The following is a 14,247-nucleotide window of genomic DNA, read 5'->3' as shown; positions in this document are numbered from 1 at the left end:
GGTTTTCGCACTCACGACCGAATCGGCCACGTGGGCGGGTGGGCGCTGCCAGACTGGGCGGATGACCGCACTGACCCTGCCCGAGGAGTTCGTGCTGCTCCTCCAGAAGGACAACGGTTCTTACCACTCGACAGCCGACTACGTCGGCGCCGCCGAACTCGGCGAGCTGGCGCTGCGGCACCGGGTCGAGTTCGTCGGCAAGAAGATCCGGGTCGTCGACGCGAGCCCCAGCGGACTCGACTGGCTCGACGAGTCGATGGCGTTCCTGGTGCGCAAGGCCGGATCGGCGAACAAGCCGCTGGCCGCTTCGCGGCTGATCCAGCACCGGCGTTCGGTCCGCAAGGTGCACTGCGCGGCGCTGGCGCGGCGCGGCCTGATGCGGCACGAGCCGAAGAAGGCGCTGTTCATCCCGTACGACAAGTACTTCCCGGACACCGCCGCGCGGCAGGCGCTGATCGCGGAGATCCGCGCGGTCGCCCGCCGGGAGCGCGAACTCGACAACCGGCTGGCGCTGCTGGCCGCCGTGGTGCACGCGACCGGGCTGGTCCGGTCGCTCGGTCTGGATCGGGCCGAGCGCAAGCGGCTGAAGGAGATCAGCAAGGGCGAGCAGCTCGGCCAAGCGGTGGCGGCCGTCATCGCGGCCGCGGCCGCGGCGATCACCGCCGGTGCGTCCGCCGCAACGACCGGCGCCGGTGGGGATGGCGGTGGGGATGGCGGCGGCGGGGCGAGCTGAGATCAACGGTCCCCCAGCAGGTGGGCGGCACCTGGAGCAGTTCCAGACATGGCCGACCGCGGTGCTCGGGCAGGCATAGGATCGCGGCGTGGATCGTGCAGCCGTAGCGAAAACCGTTGAAAAGGCATGGGACGAGTCGGTCTTGCCGAGCTTGTCGGAGCTGGTGGAGATCCCGGCGATCTCGCCCACCTTCGACGCCGGATGGGTCGCTGCCGGGCACCTCGACGCCGCCATCGAGCACCTGCGGGCGTGGGTCTCGGCGCGGCGGATCACCGGCGCGAACATCGAGGTCGTGCGGCTGCCGGAACGCACGCCGCTGCTGCTGGTGGACATCCCGGCGACCGAGGGCGCGGCCGACGGCACGGTGCTGCTGTACGGGCACCTGGACAAGCAGCCGCCGGTGGGCGGCTGGTCGGAGGGTCTCGGGCCGTGGACGCCGGTGGTTCGCGACGGTCGGCTGTACGGCCGCGGGGCGGCCGATGACGGCTACGCCGGGTACGCGGCGATCACGGCCATCGAAGCCGTCCGGCAGCACGGGGGAGCGCACGCGCGTTGCGTGGTGCTGCTGGAGACCGGCGAGGAGTCCGGCAGCCCTGACCTACCCGCCTACCTGGCGCACTTGGCCGACCGGCTCGGCGAGGTGTCGCTGGTGGTGTGCCTGGATTCCGGGGCGGGCGACTACGAGCGGCTGTGGCTGACGAATTCGCTGCGCGGCCTGGTGCAGCTGCACCTCAAGGTGCAGGTGCTGGACAGCGGTCTGCACTCCGGTTCGGCCAGCGGCATCGCCCCCAGCTCGTTCCGGGTGCTGCGGCAACTGCTCGACCGGCTGGAGGATTCCGCGACCGGCGAGATCCTGGTGCCCGAACTGAACGTGCCGATCCCGGCGAACCGGGTCGACGAGGTGCGATCGGCGATCGCGGCGGTGCCGGGCCTGGTGCGCGGCTCGGTGCCGTGGCTGGACGGGCTGCGGCCGGTCGACGAGGACGAGGTCGAACTCGCGTTGAACAACACCTGGCGGCCAACGCTGTCGGTGATCGGCGCCGACGGGCTGCCGAAGCCAGCGGACGCGGGCAACGTGCTGCGGCCGCACACGACGGTGGTGCTGAGCTTCCGGCTGCCGCCGACCGCCGATCCGGAGGCGGCGCTGCGGGCGGTGCGGGAGAAGCTGACCACGGACGTGCCGTACGGGGCACGGGTCAGCTTCGAATACTCCGAGACCGGCCTCGGTTGGAACGCGCCCGAGCTGGCGCCGTGGCTGGCCGCCGCGCTGGATGCGGCCAGCGATGACGTGTTCGGCGCGGGCTGGCGGACCTTGGGGCTGGGCGGCTCGATCCCGTTCATGGGCCTGCTGCAGGGCGCCTACCCGAACGCGCAGTTCGTGGTGACCGGGGCGCTGGGACCGGACAGCAACGCGCACGTACCGGACGAGTCGCTGCACCTCGCGTTCGCCGCGAAGGTCACCTCGGCCGTCGCCTACGTCCTCGACGCCCACGCCCGCCGCTGATCGGGCCCGGCACAATTCCGCGAGGAAGCGACGTACCTGGCGGAATCGTGCTCGGCCGGGCCTGGCGGTGCTGTTCTGGAGGTGATTCGGGTTGCCGCGAATGCCGGTCGTGGAACTCGCGGGGATTACCAAGCGCCACGGGGCGCTTTCGGTGCTCCGTGGCGTTGACCTCGCGGTGCGGGCTGGTGAGGCCGTCGGGATCCTCGGCGCCAACGGGTCGGGGAAGTCGACGTTGCTGCGGATCCTCGCCGGGATTTCCCGGCCGTCCGGCGGAACGGTCGCGGGTCGGCCGACCATCGGGTACCTACCGGACCGGTTTCCGGCTCGGCAACGCATGAGCGCCCGCGCCTACCTGTGCCACCTGGGCCGGATCAGCGGACTGTCCACGGCGCAGGCGAGGACTCGGGCCGATGAGTGGTTCGACCGCTTCGCGCTCGCTGGTGGTCCGGACACGCCGCTGCGCGATCTTTCCAAGGGCAACGCGCAGAAGGTCGGCCTGGCGCAGGCCCTGCTGGCCGAGCCCGAACTGCTGGTGCTGGACGAACCCTGGTCCGGGCTGGACGCCGAGGCCCGCGTGGCGCTGACCGAGGTGATCGCCGAGTCCACGGCCGCCGGGACCGCCGTGGTTTTCACCGACCACCGACCGGAAGTGGTGCAGGCGCAGGCCACCCGGTCGCACCTGCTCACCGGGGGTCGGTTGCAGCTGCTCGAAGCCGACGACGCCTGCCGGATCGTGTTGCGCGACGGCGAAGCGGTGGACTGGGCGGCACAACCCGGTGTGCTGGCGGTGCACCGGGATCAGCACGTCGAGCTGGTCGTGGCCGTGGCGGAACGGGAGTCCTTGCTGCTCACCGCGATCCAGCGGGGTTGCGTGGTGCTCGCGGTCGATTCCAGGGCGCGGGAGGGCAGTCGATGATCGCGCTGGTCCGCTACCAGCTCGCCATGCTGTGGCATTCGCAGCGCTACCTGCCGCCGGTGCTGCTGTACCTCGGCATGACGGCGATCCTCTACAGCGACAACTCCGGCCCTGCGCTGCCCGGTTACGCGGTGACCTGCGGCGCGCTGCTGGTCGTGGCGGGTTGGCTGACGATCGCGCTCGTCGATGTGGAGGACACCGTGCAGCGCGCGCTCACCGCCACGCACGTCCGGTCGATGTACCGGATGCTGTTCGGCATCGTGCTGGCCGCGCTGGTGTGTTCGGTCGGTCTCGCGGTGCTCACCGTGGTGTGGTCGGAGATCGCGCACGGGTTCGGCTACGCGCCGAGCGATCTCGGCATCGGGCTGCTCGCGCACGTCGCGTGCGCGGTGTTCGGCATCGCCCTCGCCCTGCCGTGCTCCGGGCTGGTGATCCGCCGGATCGGCTACGCGGTGGCCGCTGCGGGCGTGCTGTTCGGGATCGCCTTGCTGGCCAAGTGGATTCCGCTGGCCTTCCCGCTGCTGCTGGCGCTGAGCGCGGATTCGGCGAGCGCTGCCTTGCTCATCCGTTCCGCGCTCGTCGCCGGATGTGTGCTGGTCGTCAGCGCGTTCCTCGTCACGACCTGGTTCGTCCGCCGCGCGTAGTGCGAACGTTGGGCGTGGCCGTGCGAATCCGTGGAATCGGCGCTTCGCTCAGCGCTTCGGGATCATGATCCAGAGCACGATGTAGAGCACGAACTGCGGTCCGGGCAGCAGGCAGGACAGCAGGAACAGCAGTCGGACGGTGAACGGCTTCATGCCGAACCGGTGGGCCAATGCGGCGCACACACCCGCGATCATCGCGCCGTCTCGCGGCCGGGCAAGGGGCATTCGGTACGTCGTCATGCCTCAATACTGCCTGCCGCAGCGGCTCGGTTCGTCAGGGATCGACCCCGAGATGCCCCTGAATCCCCCTCCACCTGCGGAGGCAGGGCGCGGTCGCGGGTCATCCCGCAGTGCTACGCCAGGAGTAGCGCCCGGCGCCGCAGCGGATCACCGTCTCGTCGGCCGGGGCCGCTGCTCGGCCCAGCGGGACAGGCCCGGCAGCACGAACCGATCCCGCGACCCGTCCAGGAACCCGCCGCACGGGTCGTCGAATGCGCCCGGACCGCGCTCGCCCCGGGCCGCGAGGGCGGCGCGGACCCGGTCCTGCGCGGGCCGCAGGATCTCCCGGACGATCAGCACGCACAGCGCGACCACCATCGCGTCCCGGATCACGACCGCGCCGAGGAACCAGCCTTCCGGCAGGCCTTTGTTGGCGGTGCCGAGGTAGTAGTACATCCGTGGCGCCCAAACCGCCGCGTCGACGATCATCCAGACCACCAGCACCCGCCAGCGCGGGATGGCCAGCACCGCCAGCGGCACCAGCCACAACGAGTACTGCGGGCTCCACACCTTGTTGGTCAGCAGGAACGCCGCCACCACCAGGAAGCACAGCTGCGCCAGCCGCGGCCGAGTCGGTGCGGCCAGCGCCAACCACCCGATCCCCAGGCAGGCCAGCAGGAACAGGGCGAGGCTGACCGAGTTGAGCACCGTCGGCATGGCGCCATCGGGCAGCGCACCGTCGAAACCGGCCCAGCCGGTGAAGTGCATCACCACGTTGTACAGCGAGTCCGGATCCGCTTGGCGCTCGTTGTTGAGCCGGAAGAACTCCCGCCAGCCCGCCGGGTACAGCACGAGTATCGGCACGTTGACCACCAGCCAGGTCAACGCGGTGGCCAACACCGCGCGCATCGCGTCCGGGAGCTTCCCGGCCCGCCACGCCAGCACCAGCAGCGGGCCGAGGAAGAACAGCGGGTAGAGCTTCGCCGCGCCGCCGAGCCCGATCAGCACCCCGGCCAGCACGGGCTTGCGCCGCGCCCACGCCAGCAGCCCGACCATGCTGAAAGCCGTGGCCAGGGCGTCGAAATTGGTGAAGGCATGCACGAAGACCAGCGGCGACAAGGCGGCCAGCGCGGCATCCCAGATCCGTCTGCGGCACAGCAGCACCACCGCCCAGATGGTCACCAACCAGGCCGCGGCCAGCCAGAACGCCGTGATGTTGAAGTACAGCACGCTCGCCAAGCCGCCGGGTAGCCAGCCGTAGCTGGCCAACGTCGCCCAACCGTCGGCGACCCGCGCGTTGACCCACTGGAACACCCCGGTGAGCACCGGGTACTCCATGTACCGCACCTGCTGGCGCGGCGTGCCCGGGTTCTCCAACCACGGTGTCTTGTACGGGAAAGCGGTGTCCGGCGCGAGATCACCCATGCCGTAGCGGGGAATGATGTCGGTGTAGCACATCGCGGTGTACTGCCGGTTGTTCCGCCAGTCCAACTGCGGCCCGTTGGCGCTGTCGTAGGTGACCTGGCAGGGCGCCTTGAAAAGCCATGCGGCGGCCAGCAGCAGCACCGCGAACAGCAGGATCACCCGCAGCGGCGTCCAGAACCACTGCCGACCGACCTGCGCGTGCCGCCCGAGCCGCCCGCCGAAGGGGCGGCTGAGCCGCTGCGCGAGCGGCTCGGTCCAGGTCGGCGGGACGCGGTCGGCGGGGCCGAGCGAGTCGCTGTCCACCGCCGAGCTCGCGCGCTCACCGGCGGTCGGCGGCGGTTCGGTGCTGGTTGGCTCGGTCGAGGTGGACACGCCCGGATGTTACTTGGGCCGGACAACGCGAAGGGGCACCCGCCGTGTCGCGGGTGCCCCTTCGCGGGTTGGCCGATGCTCAGCCGTAGTACCTGTTCCGGGTCGGCGCCACGTTCGCCGGTCCGTCGTTGGAATCGCCGTTGCCGTTGCCGTTGCCGTTCTCCTGGGTCGGGCAGTCCGGCTCCAGCCAGCCGCCGCAGTCCTCGCCCGGCCGCGGCCGCTGGGTCCTGGTCTCGTCCGGGTCTTCGGACTCGCTGGCCTCCGAGGTCGGCGGCATCGTGGTGGTGGGCGGCATCGTGGTGGTCGGCGGGGGCGGCGGGACGTTTTCGAACTGGCCGATCTTCTCACCGGTGGGCAGTTTCTCCACGGGCTTGCCCTGCAGGTAGGAGTTCATGAACTCCTGCCAGATCTTGGCGGGCAGGCCACCGCCGTAGAAGTCGTCGCCGTTCTTGTCCACCAACGCCTTCGTCCTGCCGTCGGCGTCGTTGAGCATGGCCACCGCGGTGGAGATCTGCGGGGTGGCGCCGATCATCCACGCGTTCTGGTTCTTCGTGGTGGAGCCCCACTGGTGGGTACCGGTCTTGGACACCACCGGCCGGTTCCCGGCCAGCGGGGCGTGCGAATGCGCGGCGACGTCCAGCATCGTCTGCCCGATGTTGTAGGCGACGTCCCTGCTCTCCGATGCACTGCCGAACGCCGGGCTCGGCTTCGGGATTTCGAGATCGGCCGGGCCCGACTCGGAGCTCATCGCCTCTTCCACGAAGTGCGCCGGAACCCGCTGGCCGCCGTTGACGAAGGACGAGTACGCGGAGGCCATGTCAGACGGCAGCACCGGGTACTGGCCCAGCGCGATACCGGCCTCGACGACGCCGTTGCGGTTCAGCTGCCTCGATTCCGGGATGCCCGCCTGGTGCGCGGCATCGGCGACCTTCGTGGGCCCGTACCTGTTGGCCATGTTGACGAACACGGTGTTGACCGATTTGGTCATCGCCTCGCGCACCCCGCAGTGCGTCGGCACGTCGCAGCGCACCCCGGGTGAGTTGTCGAACTCGGTACCGGCGATCGTCTGCGGCCCGCTGCCGTCGTAGAGCTCGCCGATCCCGTGGCCCTGTTCCAGACCAGCGGCCACCACGAACGGCTTGAACGACGAACCCGGCTCCTGCGGCCTGCTGGCCCAGTCGAGGTCACCGATCCGCTGCTGAGAACCGTAGTACGCCCGGATTCCGCCGGTCTCCGGATCGACCGCGACGAACGAGGTGCGCAGCGATTCCGGCTGTCCTTGCATCACTTCGTCGACGGCGGCCAAAGCCTTCTGCTGGGCGTCCGGATCGATGGTGGTCTTGATCGTGTAACCACCGCGGGAGAGCTCGCTTTCGGTCAGGCCCTTGGACTCCAGCTCCCGCAGGACGCTCTGCCAGATGGCGTCCTGGTCCGGGGAGAGCCTGCTGTTGGTCTTCCACTCCGTGCGGGGCCGGGTCTCCGGCAGCGTCATGGTCTCCCGCTCGCCGGGCTGCAGGAAGCCGTTCTGCTCCATCTGCCCGACGACGTACTCCCAGCGCTTCTGTCCCTTCTCCGGGTTCTGGCCGGGGTCGTTGCCCCCGTAGGGACTCTGCACCACACCCGCCAGCACAGCCGCCTCGGCGGAGTTGAGTTCGCTCGGCTTCTTGTCGAAGTACGCCCGCGCCGCAGCGGTGATGCCGTTCGCGCCGCGCCCGTAGTCCGCCGTGTTCATGTAAGCGAGCAGGATGTTGTCCTTCTTCTCCTGGTTCGTCAGCTTGAAGGCGAGGACAACTTCTTTGATCTTGCGGATGTAGGTCGGGTCCTTCTTCAGCCCCTGGTCCAGCTTGATGAACTGCTGGGTGATCGTGGAGCCACCGCCGACGCCGGAACCGCTCAACAAGTAGTAACCCGACCGCACGATGCCCATGAAGTCGAAGCCGGGATTGGAGTAGAAGGTGGCGTCCTCGGCCGAGACGGTTGCGTTGCGCATCGGCACCGACACCTCGTTGATGTCGTGCAGGACTTCCCGCGAGCCCTCCGGATCGATGCGCCCCATCGGTGCACCGGTGGAGTACTGCAACTCGATCGGCCGACTCGCGCCCATCACCTGCGCCTCGTTCGGCGCGTCCCACGCCAGGTAGCCGTAGATGAACACCGCGGTCGGTACCAGGACCCCCAGCGCCGCGGCGACGTAGCAGGTTCGGCGGAGCCGCCGCCAGATCCGGCTGCGCTTGGCTTGGGCGGCGGTCATCTCGTCGTCCGGGTCCGCGAGGTCGTCTGGTTCGTCGTAATCGTCGTTGACGAACTTGTCGAAGTCGTCGTCGCCGTTGTCACCATTGCGATCATTTCCGTAGGGATCGTTGCCGTAGTCGTCGTCCGCGGAGTCGTCGGCGTAGTAGTTGTAGTTCCCCTGCTCCTGGTGCGTCAGCAACTGCGGCTCGCGGGTTCGGCCCGCGCCCCCGGCCGCTCCCATCGCCGCACCCGCGGCTCCACCAGCGGCCCCGGCGGCGGCACCGGCCGCGCTTCCAGCGGCCCCGGCCGCGCCCGCCATCCCGGCGCCTGCGGCCGCTCCGGCGATCCCGCCCGCCGCGGCGGCAGCGGCTGCGCCGCCCGCCCGGCGACGATCGCCATCGCGGTTGTCCGCCGGGGTCTGCGGGATGTTCTGCGTCGGCTGCTCGCCGCGCGGCGGCTGCGGCGGACGCCCTGGCGGCGGTGGCGCTGGCACCTGCCGGGTCTGCTGCGCACCTGGCGGAGGTGGCGGTGGAGGCCCCTGGCGTCCGGCGTTCGGCGGCGGTGGCGCCGCGGCGAACGAGGTGGGCGGGTCGACTTGGCGCCCCCCGCTGTTCGCGGACTCGCCGGGTTCGCCGCCGAGCCGCTTGCCCAGATCCGATTGACGCTGGGCCGAGTCGTCATCGTCGTCGTCGAACGACGGCGTCCACGCGCCGGTCTGCTCCTGCGGCGGCTCCGCATCCGGCCAGCGCATGTTCTGACCAGGCGGCGGCACCGGCGGGTTCTGCTGGGTGTCCTGCGCGCCGGGGTCGGCACCGCCCGGCCACTGCGGGCCGGGGGCCGCCGGTCGCTGGGGTCCGCCGGGCCGCGGCTCCTCGCTCGGCCACGCGGGGCCGCCCGCACCGGGCGGGCCCGGCGGCGGGCCGGGCACCGGGCGCTGGGGCGGCCGCGCCTGATCGCCGGGACGCGGTGGCCCCGGTCGCTGCGGCGGTGGTGGGGCGCCTCGACCTTCGGGGTGCGGATGCCGTGAGTGGCGGCCTCGGGTGTGGTCGTCACGCTCGTCGTTCACGAGTGGGCCTCCAGGACAGGCGTAACTGGGACGCCTTGTGATGCGTTCATGTCGGGGATGCGCCGCACCGGGCGCGCGCGGTCGTACCGGGGAGCACGGCCGATATCACTCCGCGGCAGTCTTGCGTCGGGAACGGCTGTCGTCCAGACCGCCCGTTCCCAAGACGTACGACTGCACCAGGTGGTTCCAGTTACATGTGCGGCATACCTCTACGACGTAGACGTTGAACTCCTCGAACACGGTTGCCATCCGGTCGAGCTCCTCCGGTGCCCGCGCCGATCCGGACGCGTGCTTGAGGGCGTCGCCGAAGACCCAGGAAACCAGGGTCAACGGTTCCTTCCGGCACACCGGGCAGGTCACCCCGCTCGGCTCACCATGGAATTTCGCCGCCCGCAGCAGGTACGGGTCGGCGTCGCAGACCTCCATCACCCCGACTCGGCCCGCGTGGACTTGAGCGAGCAGCGCTCGGCGCTGCAACGCGTAGTCGACCACTTGCCGTTGGGTCCGCACGACCACAGGGTACGTGTCGACCGCGACTACTCCATGCGCCGTTCAGGGCAGGCACCGTCGACAACCGCCACCAGCAGTGACGATGACCACCTCCGGCACTGCTCGATCGTGTTTTTCGATATATCGGCGCGATATAATCCGCCCGGTGGTGCGCCGCACTCGCGCGCAGCGCCGCCGCTGAAATCGGGCCGAGGAGGTGCAGATGCTCGAACTCGCCGTGCTCGGGCTCCTGCATGAGGCCTCGATGCACGGCTACGAGCTGCGGAAACGGTTGCACGACACGCTCGGCGCCTTCCGCGCACTGTCCTGCGGAACTTTGTACCCGACGTTGCGCAGGCTGCTGCGCGCCGGGTTGATCGAGGAAGAGCCAGACGCGCCCGGCTCGCGCGGGTGGGGCCGTCGGGGGCGACGCGTGTATCGGATCACAGCCGCCGGTCGGCACCGGTTCGCCGAACTGGTCGGCGACTGCGGACCGCAGGCCTGCGACGACAACGCCTTCGGCGTGCACATGATGTTCTTCACCCGCACCCCGGCCGAGGTCCGGCTGCGGATCCTGGAAGGACGGCGCCGCCGCGTCGAGGAGCGCCGGGACGGTCTGCGCAGCGCACTGGCGCGCTCCGAGGACCGGTTCGACCGCTACACCCGCGAACTGCACCGGCTCCGGCTGGATCACAGCGAGCACGAGGTTCGCTGGCTGGACGAAATCATCGAACACGAACGCGCCGAGCAGGCTGCTGCGGCGCTTGGCCGACCCAACGTCGGCGAGCAAGAACTGCAAGGACACGACAGATGAGCAAGAAGGAGGGCCCTGCCATGAGCGGAGATCGTCCCGATCGAGCGGTGCGAGTGGCGATCGTCGGTGTCGGGAACTGCGCGGCTTCGCTGGTGCAGGGCGTCCAGTACTACGCCGATGCCGATCCGGACACGCGGGTGCCGGGTCTGATGCACGTCCTATTCGGCGACTACCACGTGCGCGACGTGAAGTTCGTCGCGGCGTTCGACGTGGATGCCAAGAAGGTCGGCCGGGATCTGTCCGAAGCGATCGTGGCCAGCGAGAACAACACCATCAAGATCGCCGACGTGCCGCCGTTGGGCGTGACGGTGCAGCGCGGTCACACCTACGACGGTCTGGGGCAGTTCTACCGCGAGACCATCGAGGAATCCGACGACCGACCGGTGGACGTGGCGCGGGCGCTGCGGGACGCCGCGGTGGACGTGCTGGTGTCGTACCTGCCGGTGGGCTCGGAGGAGGCCGACAAGTTCTACGCGCAGTGCGCGCTGGATGCCGGGGTGGCGTTCGTCAACGCACTGCCGGTGTTCATCGCCTCCGACCCGCAGTGGGCGCAGAAGTTCACCGACGCCGGGGTGCCGATCGTCGGCGATGACATCAAGTCGCAGGTCGGGGCGACCATCACGCACCGGGTGCTGGCCAAGCTCTTCGAGGACCGCGGGGTGCACCTGGACCGCACCATGCAGCTCAACGTCGGCGGCAACATGGACTTCCTGAACATGAAGGAGTTGCAGCGGCTGGAGTCGAAGAAGACCTCCAAGACCCAGTCGGTGACCTCGCAGGTGGACCGCGATCTCGGCAAGCGCAACGTGCACATCGGCCCGTCGGACTACGTGCCGTGGCTGGACGACCGCAAGTGGGCCTACGTCCGCCTCGAAGGCCGTGCGTTCGGGGACGTGCCGTTGAACCTGGAGTACAAGCTGGAGGTGTGGGACTCGCCGAACTCGGCGGGGATCATCATCGACGCGATCCGGGCCGCCAAGATCGCCAAGGACCGCGGCATCGGCGGGCCGATCCTGTCCGCTTCGTCGTACTTCATGAAATCCCCGCCGCAGCAGTACTCCGACTCCGCCGCCTACCAGGCCGTCGAGGACTTCATCGCGGGCAAGCTCGACCGCTGAACGCCAACGCGCCGCAACGGCAGGGGCACCCGTGTCCGCTTGCGGGCATCCCGCTGGCCGACCCGGTCAACACCAGGACGGTGCGGTGCTGGTGACAGCGCACCTGCGGGAGTTGCTGCGGGATTCCCGACATCGCGAATGCCGGTGATCGTCCACCGGGAACGGCGGTCTAGTGCTGGAGTTGTTGCTCCGCTCTGGCGAGGACGGAGTGCACCGAGGCCTGGCCGTCGGTGGTCACCCAGGAGACCCGCAGTCCGGGACGAACGCGTTTGCGGCCGATGCGCACCGGCCAGCCCGCCACCTCGCGCGCCTGCTCAGCGATCTCCTCGCCGGTGCCGCTGGGGTGCTCGGCGACCACCGCGAACTCGTCACCGCCATAGCGGGCCACGGTGTGCTCGTCGCTGAGTCCCTCCCGGAGCCTGCTGGCCAGCGTGGTCAGCAGGTCGTCGCCGCGTTCGAAGCCGTGCTCGGTGTTGAAAGCCGCAAGTCGCTGCACGTCGACCAGCACCAAAGTGGACAGTGTGCCGCGGCTGCGGGCGCGCACCAGCGACTGATCGAGGCGATCCAGCAACAGGACTCGGCCGGGCAGTCCGGTCAGCGGGTCGAGCAGGCCACGGCTGTGCGAGACGTCGGTGTGCACCGACTGCAGCAGGATCAGCACCCGGCTGCGGCCCTGCACCTGCACCGGGTGGTAGTCCGCCCAGATGCGGCTGCACGGTTGGCCGCTGCGGGCGATCACCATCGGGATGGACAACGGCGAACCGGCCCGCAGCACCTGACCGGCCAGTTCGGCCCAGTCCGGCATCGGGGCGCCGGTGTCGTCGCGCACCTGCCAACCGGTGGGGCGGACGCCGGTGAGCAGATCGGCCTTGGCCAGCTGCATCAGCTCGGCGGCGACGTCGTTGGTGGCCAACACCTGACCGCGTTCGTCGGTCAACAGCACGCCCACGGTCAACCCGCTGATGAGTTCGTCCCAGACCGGCGTCAGTCGAGCCGGTGTGGTCACCTCAAGGACACCCATTTGGCCCCCTCCCTCCCCACCAAACGGAGCAGTTCGTCCGAGCCTCCCCTCCGAGCAGGTCCGAATTCAAGGGTCCGACGACCACCCGTAATGGTGGTATTCACGCAGCGCACATAACGGTGCGTCAGGTGCTTTTCGCGAGCGTGCGCTGCGTCACCTCGCAGCCCCGAACTTGATGATTCGAGCAGGTGAATCTTGGTTCGCTGGCATGGGTGGCGAAACCGCACTGTCCCGGTCCGGCCCGTCGATCGGATCTCTACGCTGGTCGAGGTGCTGCAGGCGAGAGGATGAGGCATGCCGGTGCACGGAACCGCGGGTCGACTGCTGCTGCGCGAGCGGCTGCGCGAACACCGATCACTGCTGCTGGTCATCGCGATCGCGGAGCTGATCGCGGTAATGGTGGTCTCCACCGTCAACACGCACGACCACATCGACGGCGAGGTGTACCGGCTCGGGGCGCAGGCGCTGCTGGCGGGCCACGACCTGTACCACAACCTCCCGGCCACCGAGTCCGGGCTGCTGCTGCCGTTCATCTACCCGCCGTTCGCGGCGATCCTGTTCGCCCCGCTGGCACTGATCCCGAAGGTCGGCTCGACCGCGGTGATCATGCTGGTCAGCCACGTCGCACTGCTGGTCACGCTGTACGTGGTGCTGCGGGCCTCGACGTTCCTGCACGCGCACCGGGACAAGGTGCTGCTGGTGGCCGCCGCGGTGCTGCCGCTGGCCACGATCAGCGAACCGGTGCTGGAGACGATCACCTACGCGCAGATCAACATCGTGCTGATGGCGCTGGTCGTGGTGGACTGCCTGTGGCGGGCGGACGGCACGAAGAAGTTGCCGTATCCGCGCGGGTTGCTGATCGGCCTGGCCGCTGGGATCAAGCTCACACCGCTGGTGTTCCTGCTGCTGCCGCTGCTGCGCCGGGATGTCCGGACGGTGGTGACCGCGCTGCTGACCTTCCTGGGCACCGCGCTGCTGGGCTTCGTGCTGACCTTCGACAACGCCCGGCGGTTCTGGCTGCACGAAATGCTGGCCAGCAGCAACGTGTCGTTCGGTCCGCAGTTCACCGGCGACGCGTCGACCTACGCGGGCAACCAGTCGCTGCGTTCGCTGCTGAGCAAGCTGTCGATGCCGAACCTGACCGCGGTGTTCGCCGTGCTGGCGGTGCTGGTGCTGGTGCTGGCGGTGCTGGGCATGGTGCACGCCCTCCGGCAGCGGGACCTGCCGACGGCGGTGACGATCAACGCGGTCCTCGGGCTGCTGGTGTCGCCGATCTCCTGGTCGCACCACTGGGTTTGGGCGATTCCGGGGCTGGTGCTGCTGCTCGGTGCGGCCTACCTGCGGCGCGACTGGCCGCGGCTGTTGGCGACCGCGCTGGTCGCCGGGTTCTTCGTGATGGGCCCGCACTGGAAGATGCCGCAGGGCGATGGTCTGGAGCTGCGCTGGAGCGTCTTCGAGCAGCTGATCGGCAACGCCTACGTCTACTTCGGACTGTCGTACCTGCTCTACAACGCGTTCCGCTGGTGGCGGGCCCGTCGCGGGACGGCGAAGCCGGGCACCGACGGCGACGCGACCTCGGACGCCCCGATCACCGCCGCAGTCCCGTGATTGCCGCAAGCCCGGTTCCGGCGACCAACCCGGTTCGCGGGCAATGAAAAACCGGGGCGGGAGGGTTGCCTCCGCGCCCCGGTTTC

General features: G+C 69.6%; 12 protein-coding genes. 7 read left to right on the top strand and 5 right to left on the bottom strand.

The features are described 5' to 3' along the window. Positions 1 to 61: 61 nt before the first annotated feature. The 4 genes from ACTWQN_RS22660 to ACTWQN_RS22645 all read left to right on the top strand — a co-directional run bounded on the left by ACTWQN_RS22660 (position 62) and on the right by ACTWQN_RS22645 (position 3,797). Positions 62 to 733, top strand: a complete 672-nt coding sequence (locus ACTWQN_RS22660; RefSeq protein WP_443205532.1) for a GOLPH3/VPS74 family protein — start codon at positions 62 to 64, stop codon at positions 731 to 733. An 88-nt stretch (positions 734 to 821) separates the two neighbouring features. Next, the gene (locus tag ACTWQN_RS22655; protein WP_443205531.1) at positions 822 to 2,237 is read left to right on the top strand and encodes a M20/M25/M40 family metallo-hydrolase; all 1,416 of its coding nucleotides are present in this window, start codon (positions 822 to 824) and stop codon (positions 2,235 to 2,237) included. Positions 2,238 to 2,337: 100 nt separating this feature from the next. Continuing rightward, positions 2,338 to 3,153: an ABC transporter ATP-binding protein gene (locus ACTWQN_RS22650; protein WP_443205530.1), complete on the top strand. Its 816-nt coding sequence runs from the start codon at positions 2,338 to 2,340 to the stop codon at positions 3,151 to 3,153. Then, positions 3,150 to 3,797 carry a hypothetical protein gene (locus tag ACTWQN_RS22645; RefSeq protein WP_443205529.1) on the top strand — a complete coding sequence of 216 codons (648 nt, stop codon included), beginning with the start codon at positions 3,150 to 3,152 and terminating at the stop codon, positions 3,795 to 3,797. The genes ACTWQN_RS22650 and ACTWQN_RS22645 overlap by 4 nt, the downstream gene beginning before the upstream one ends. Positions 3,798 to 3,845: 48 nt before the next feature. Here the strand turns inward: ACTWQN_RS22645 and ACTWQN_RS22640 are convergent, their stop codons facing one another. From ACTWQN_RS22640 to ACTWQN_RS22625, 4 genes are all read right to left on the bottom strand, one after another. After that, positions 3,846 to 4,037 (bottom strand): PspC domain-containing protein, encoded by a 192-nt coding sequence (locus tag ACTWQN_RS22640; RefSeq protein ID WP_443205528.1) that lies wholly within the window; start codon positions 4,035 to 4,037, stop codon positions 3,846 to 3,848. Positions 4,038 to 4,184: 147 nt separating this feature from the next. Then, a complete protein-coding gene (locus ACTWQN_RS22635; protein ID WP_443205527.1) occupies positions 4,185 to 5,813 on the bottom strand; it encodes a glycosyltransferase family 87 protein in 1,629 nt (542 codons plus the stop codon). Between the two features lie 79 nt (positions 5,814 to 5,892). Beyond that, a complete protein-coding gene (locus tag ACTWQN_RS22630; RefSeq protein WP_443205526.1) occupies positions 5,893 to 9,111 on the bottom strand; it encodes a transglycosylase domain-containing protein in 3,219 nt (1,072 codons plus the stop codon). A 105-nt stretch (positions 9,112 to 9,216) separates the two neighbouring features. After that, on the bottom strand, positions 9,217 to 9,621 hold the full coding sequence (locus tag ACTWQN_RS22625) for a DUF5318 domain-containing protein (RefSeq protein WP_443205525.1): 405 nt from the start codon (positions 9,619 to 9,621) through the stop codon (positions 9,217 to 9,219). 202 nt (positions 9,622 to 9,823) lie between these two features. On the opposite strand from ACTWQN_RS22625, the gene ACTWQN_RS22620 reads away from it, so the two are divergent. Both ACTWQN_RS22620 and ACTWQN_RS22615 read left to right on the top strand, forming a co-directional pair. Next, the gene (locus tag ACTWQN_RS22620; RefSeq protein ID WP_443205524.1) at positions 9,824 to 10,414 is read left to right on the top strand and encodes a PadR family transcriptional regulator; all 591 of its coding nucleotides are present in this window, start codon (positions 9,824 to 9,826) and stop codon (positions 10,412 to 10,414) included. 20 nt (positions 10,415 to 10,434) lie between these two features. Further along, positions 10,435 to 11,532, top strand: a complete 1,098-nt coding sequence (locus tag ACTWQN_RS22615) for an inositol-3-phosphate synthase (RefSeq protein WP_443205523.1) — start codon at positions 10,435 to 10,437, stop codon at positions 11,530 to 11,532. Between the two features lie 169 nt (positions 11,533 to 11,701). On the opposite strand, the gene ACTWQN_RS22610 is transcribed toward ACTWQN_RS22615, so the two are convergent. Beyond that, on the bottom strand, positions 11,702 to 12,553 hold the full coding sequence (locus ACTWQN_RS22610) for a GGDEF domain-containing protein (protein ID WP_443205522.1): 852 nt from the start codon (positions 12,551 to 12,553) through the stop codon (positions 11,702 to 11,704). A 294-nt stretch (positions 12,554 to 12,847) separates the two neighbouring features. Here ACTWQN_RS22610 and ACTWQN_RS22605 point away from each other — a divergent pair, with 294 nt between their 5' ends. Then, positions 12,848 to 14,161, top strand: coding sequence for a glycosyltransferase 87 family protein (locus ACTWQN_RS22605; RefSeq protein WP_443205521.1), 1,314 nt, complete (start codon positions 12,848 to 12,850; stop codon positions 14,159 to 14,161). Positions 14,162 to 14,247: the final 86 nt, after the last annotated feature.

Origin of the sequence: Saccharopolyspora antiqui, assembly GCF_052246905.1 — a bacterium.
Taxonomy (GTDB): Bacteria; Actinomycetota; Actinomycetes; order Mycobacteriales; family Pseudonocardiaceae; genus Saccharopolyspora.
The sequence above is the reverse complement of the archived record's forward strand: the minus strand, read 5'-3'. Positions and strand labels throughout refer to the sequence as shown.

Coding starts and splice junctions, on each gene's coding strand:
- ACTWQN_RS22660 (WP_443205532.1), top strand. CDS start 62: ATGACCGCACTGACCCTGCCCGAGGAGTTCGTGCTGCTCCTCCAGAAG.
- ACTWQN_RS22650 (WP_443205530.1), top strand. CDS start 2,338: ATGCCGGTCGTGGAACTCGCGGGGATTACCAAGCGCCACGGGGCGCTT.
- ACTWQN_RS22645 (WP_443205529.1), top strand. CDS start 3,150: ATGATCGCGCTGGTCCGCTACCAGCTCGCCATGCTGTGGCATTCGCAG.
- ACTWQN_RS22640 (WP_443205528.1), bottom strand. CDS start 4,037: ATGACGACGTACCGAATGCCCCTTGCCCGGCCGCGAGACGGCGCGATG.
- ACTWQN_RS22620 (WP_443205524.1), top strand. CDS start 9,824: ATGCTCGAACTCGCCGTGCTCGGGCTCCTGCATGAGGCCTCGATGCAC.
- ACTWQN_RS22615 (WP_443205523.1), top strand. CDS start 10,435: ATGAGCGGAGATCGTCCCGATCGAGCGGTGCGAGTGGCGATCGTCGGT.
- ACTWQN_RS22610 (WP_443205522.1), bottom strand. CDS start 12,553: ATGGGTGTCCTTGAGGTGACCACACCGGCTCGACTGACGCCGGTCTGG.
- ACTWQN_RS22605 (WP_443205521.1), top strand. CDS start 12,848: ATGCCGGTGCACGGAACCGCGGGTCGACTGCTGCTGCGCGAGCGGCTG.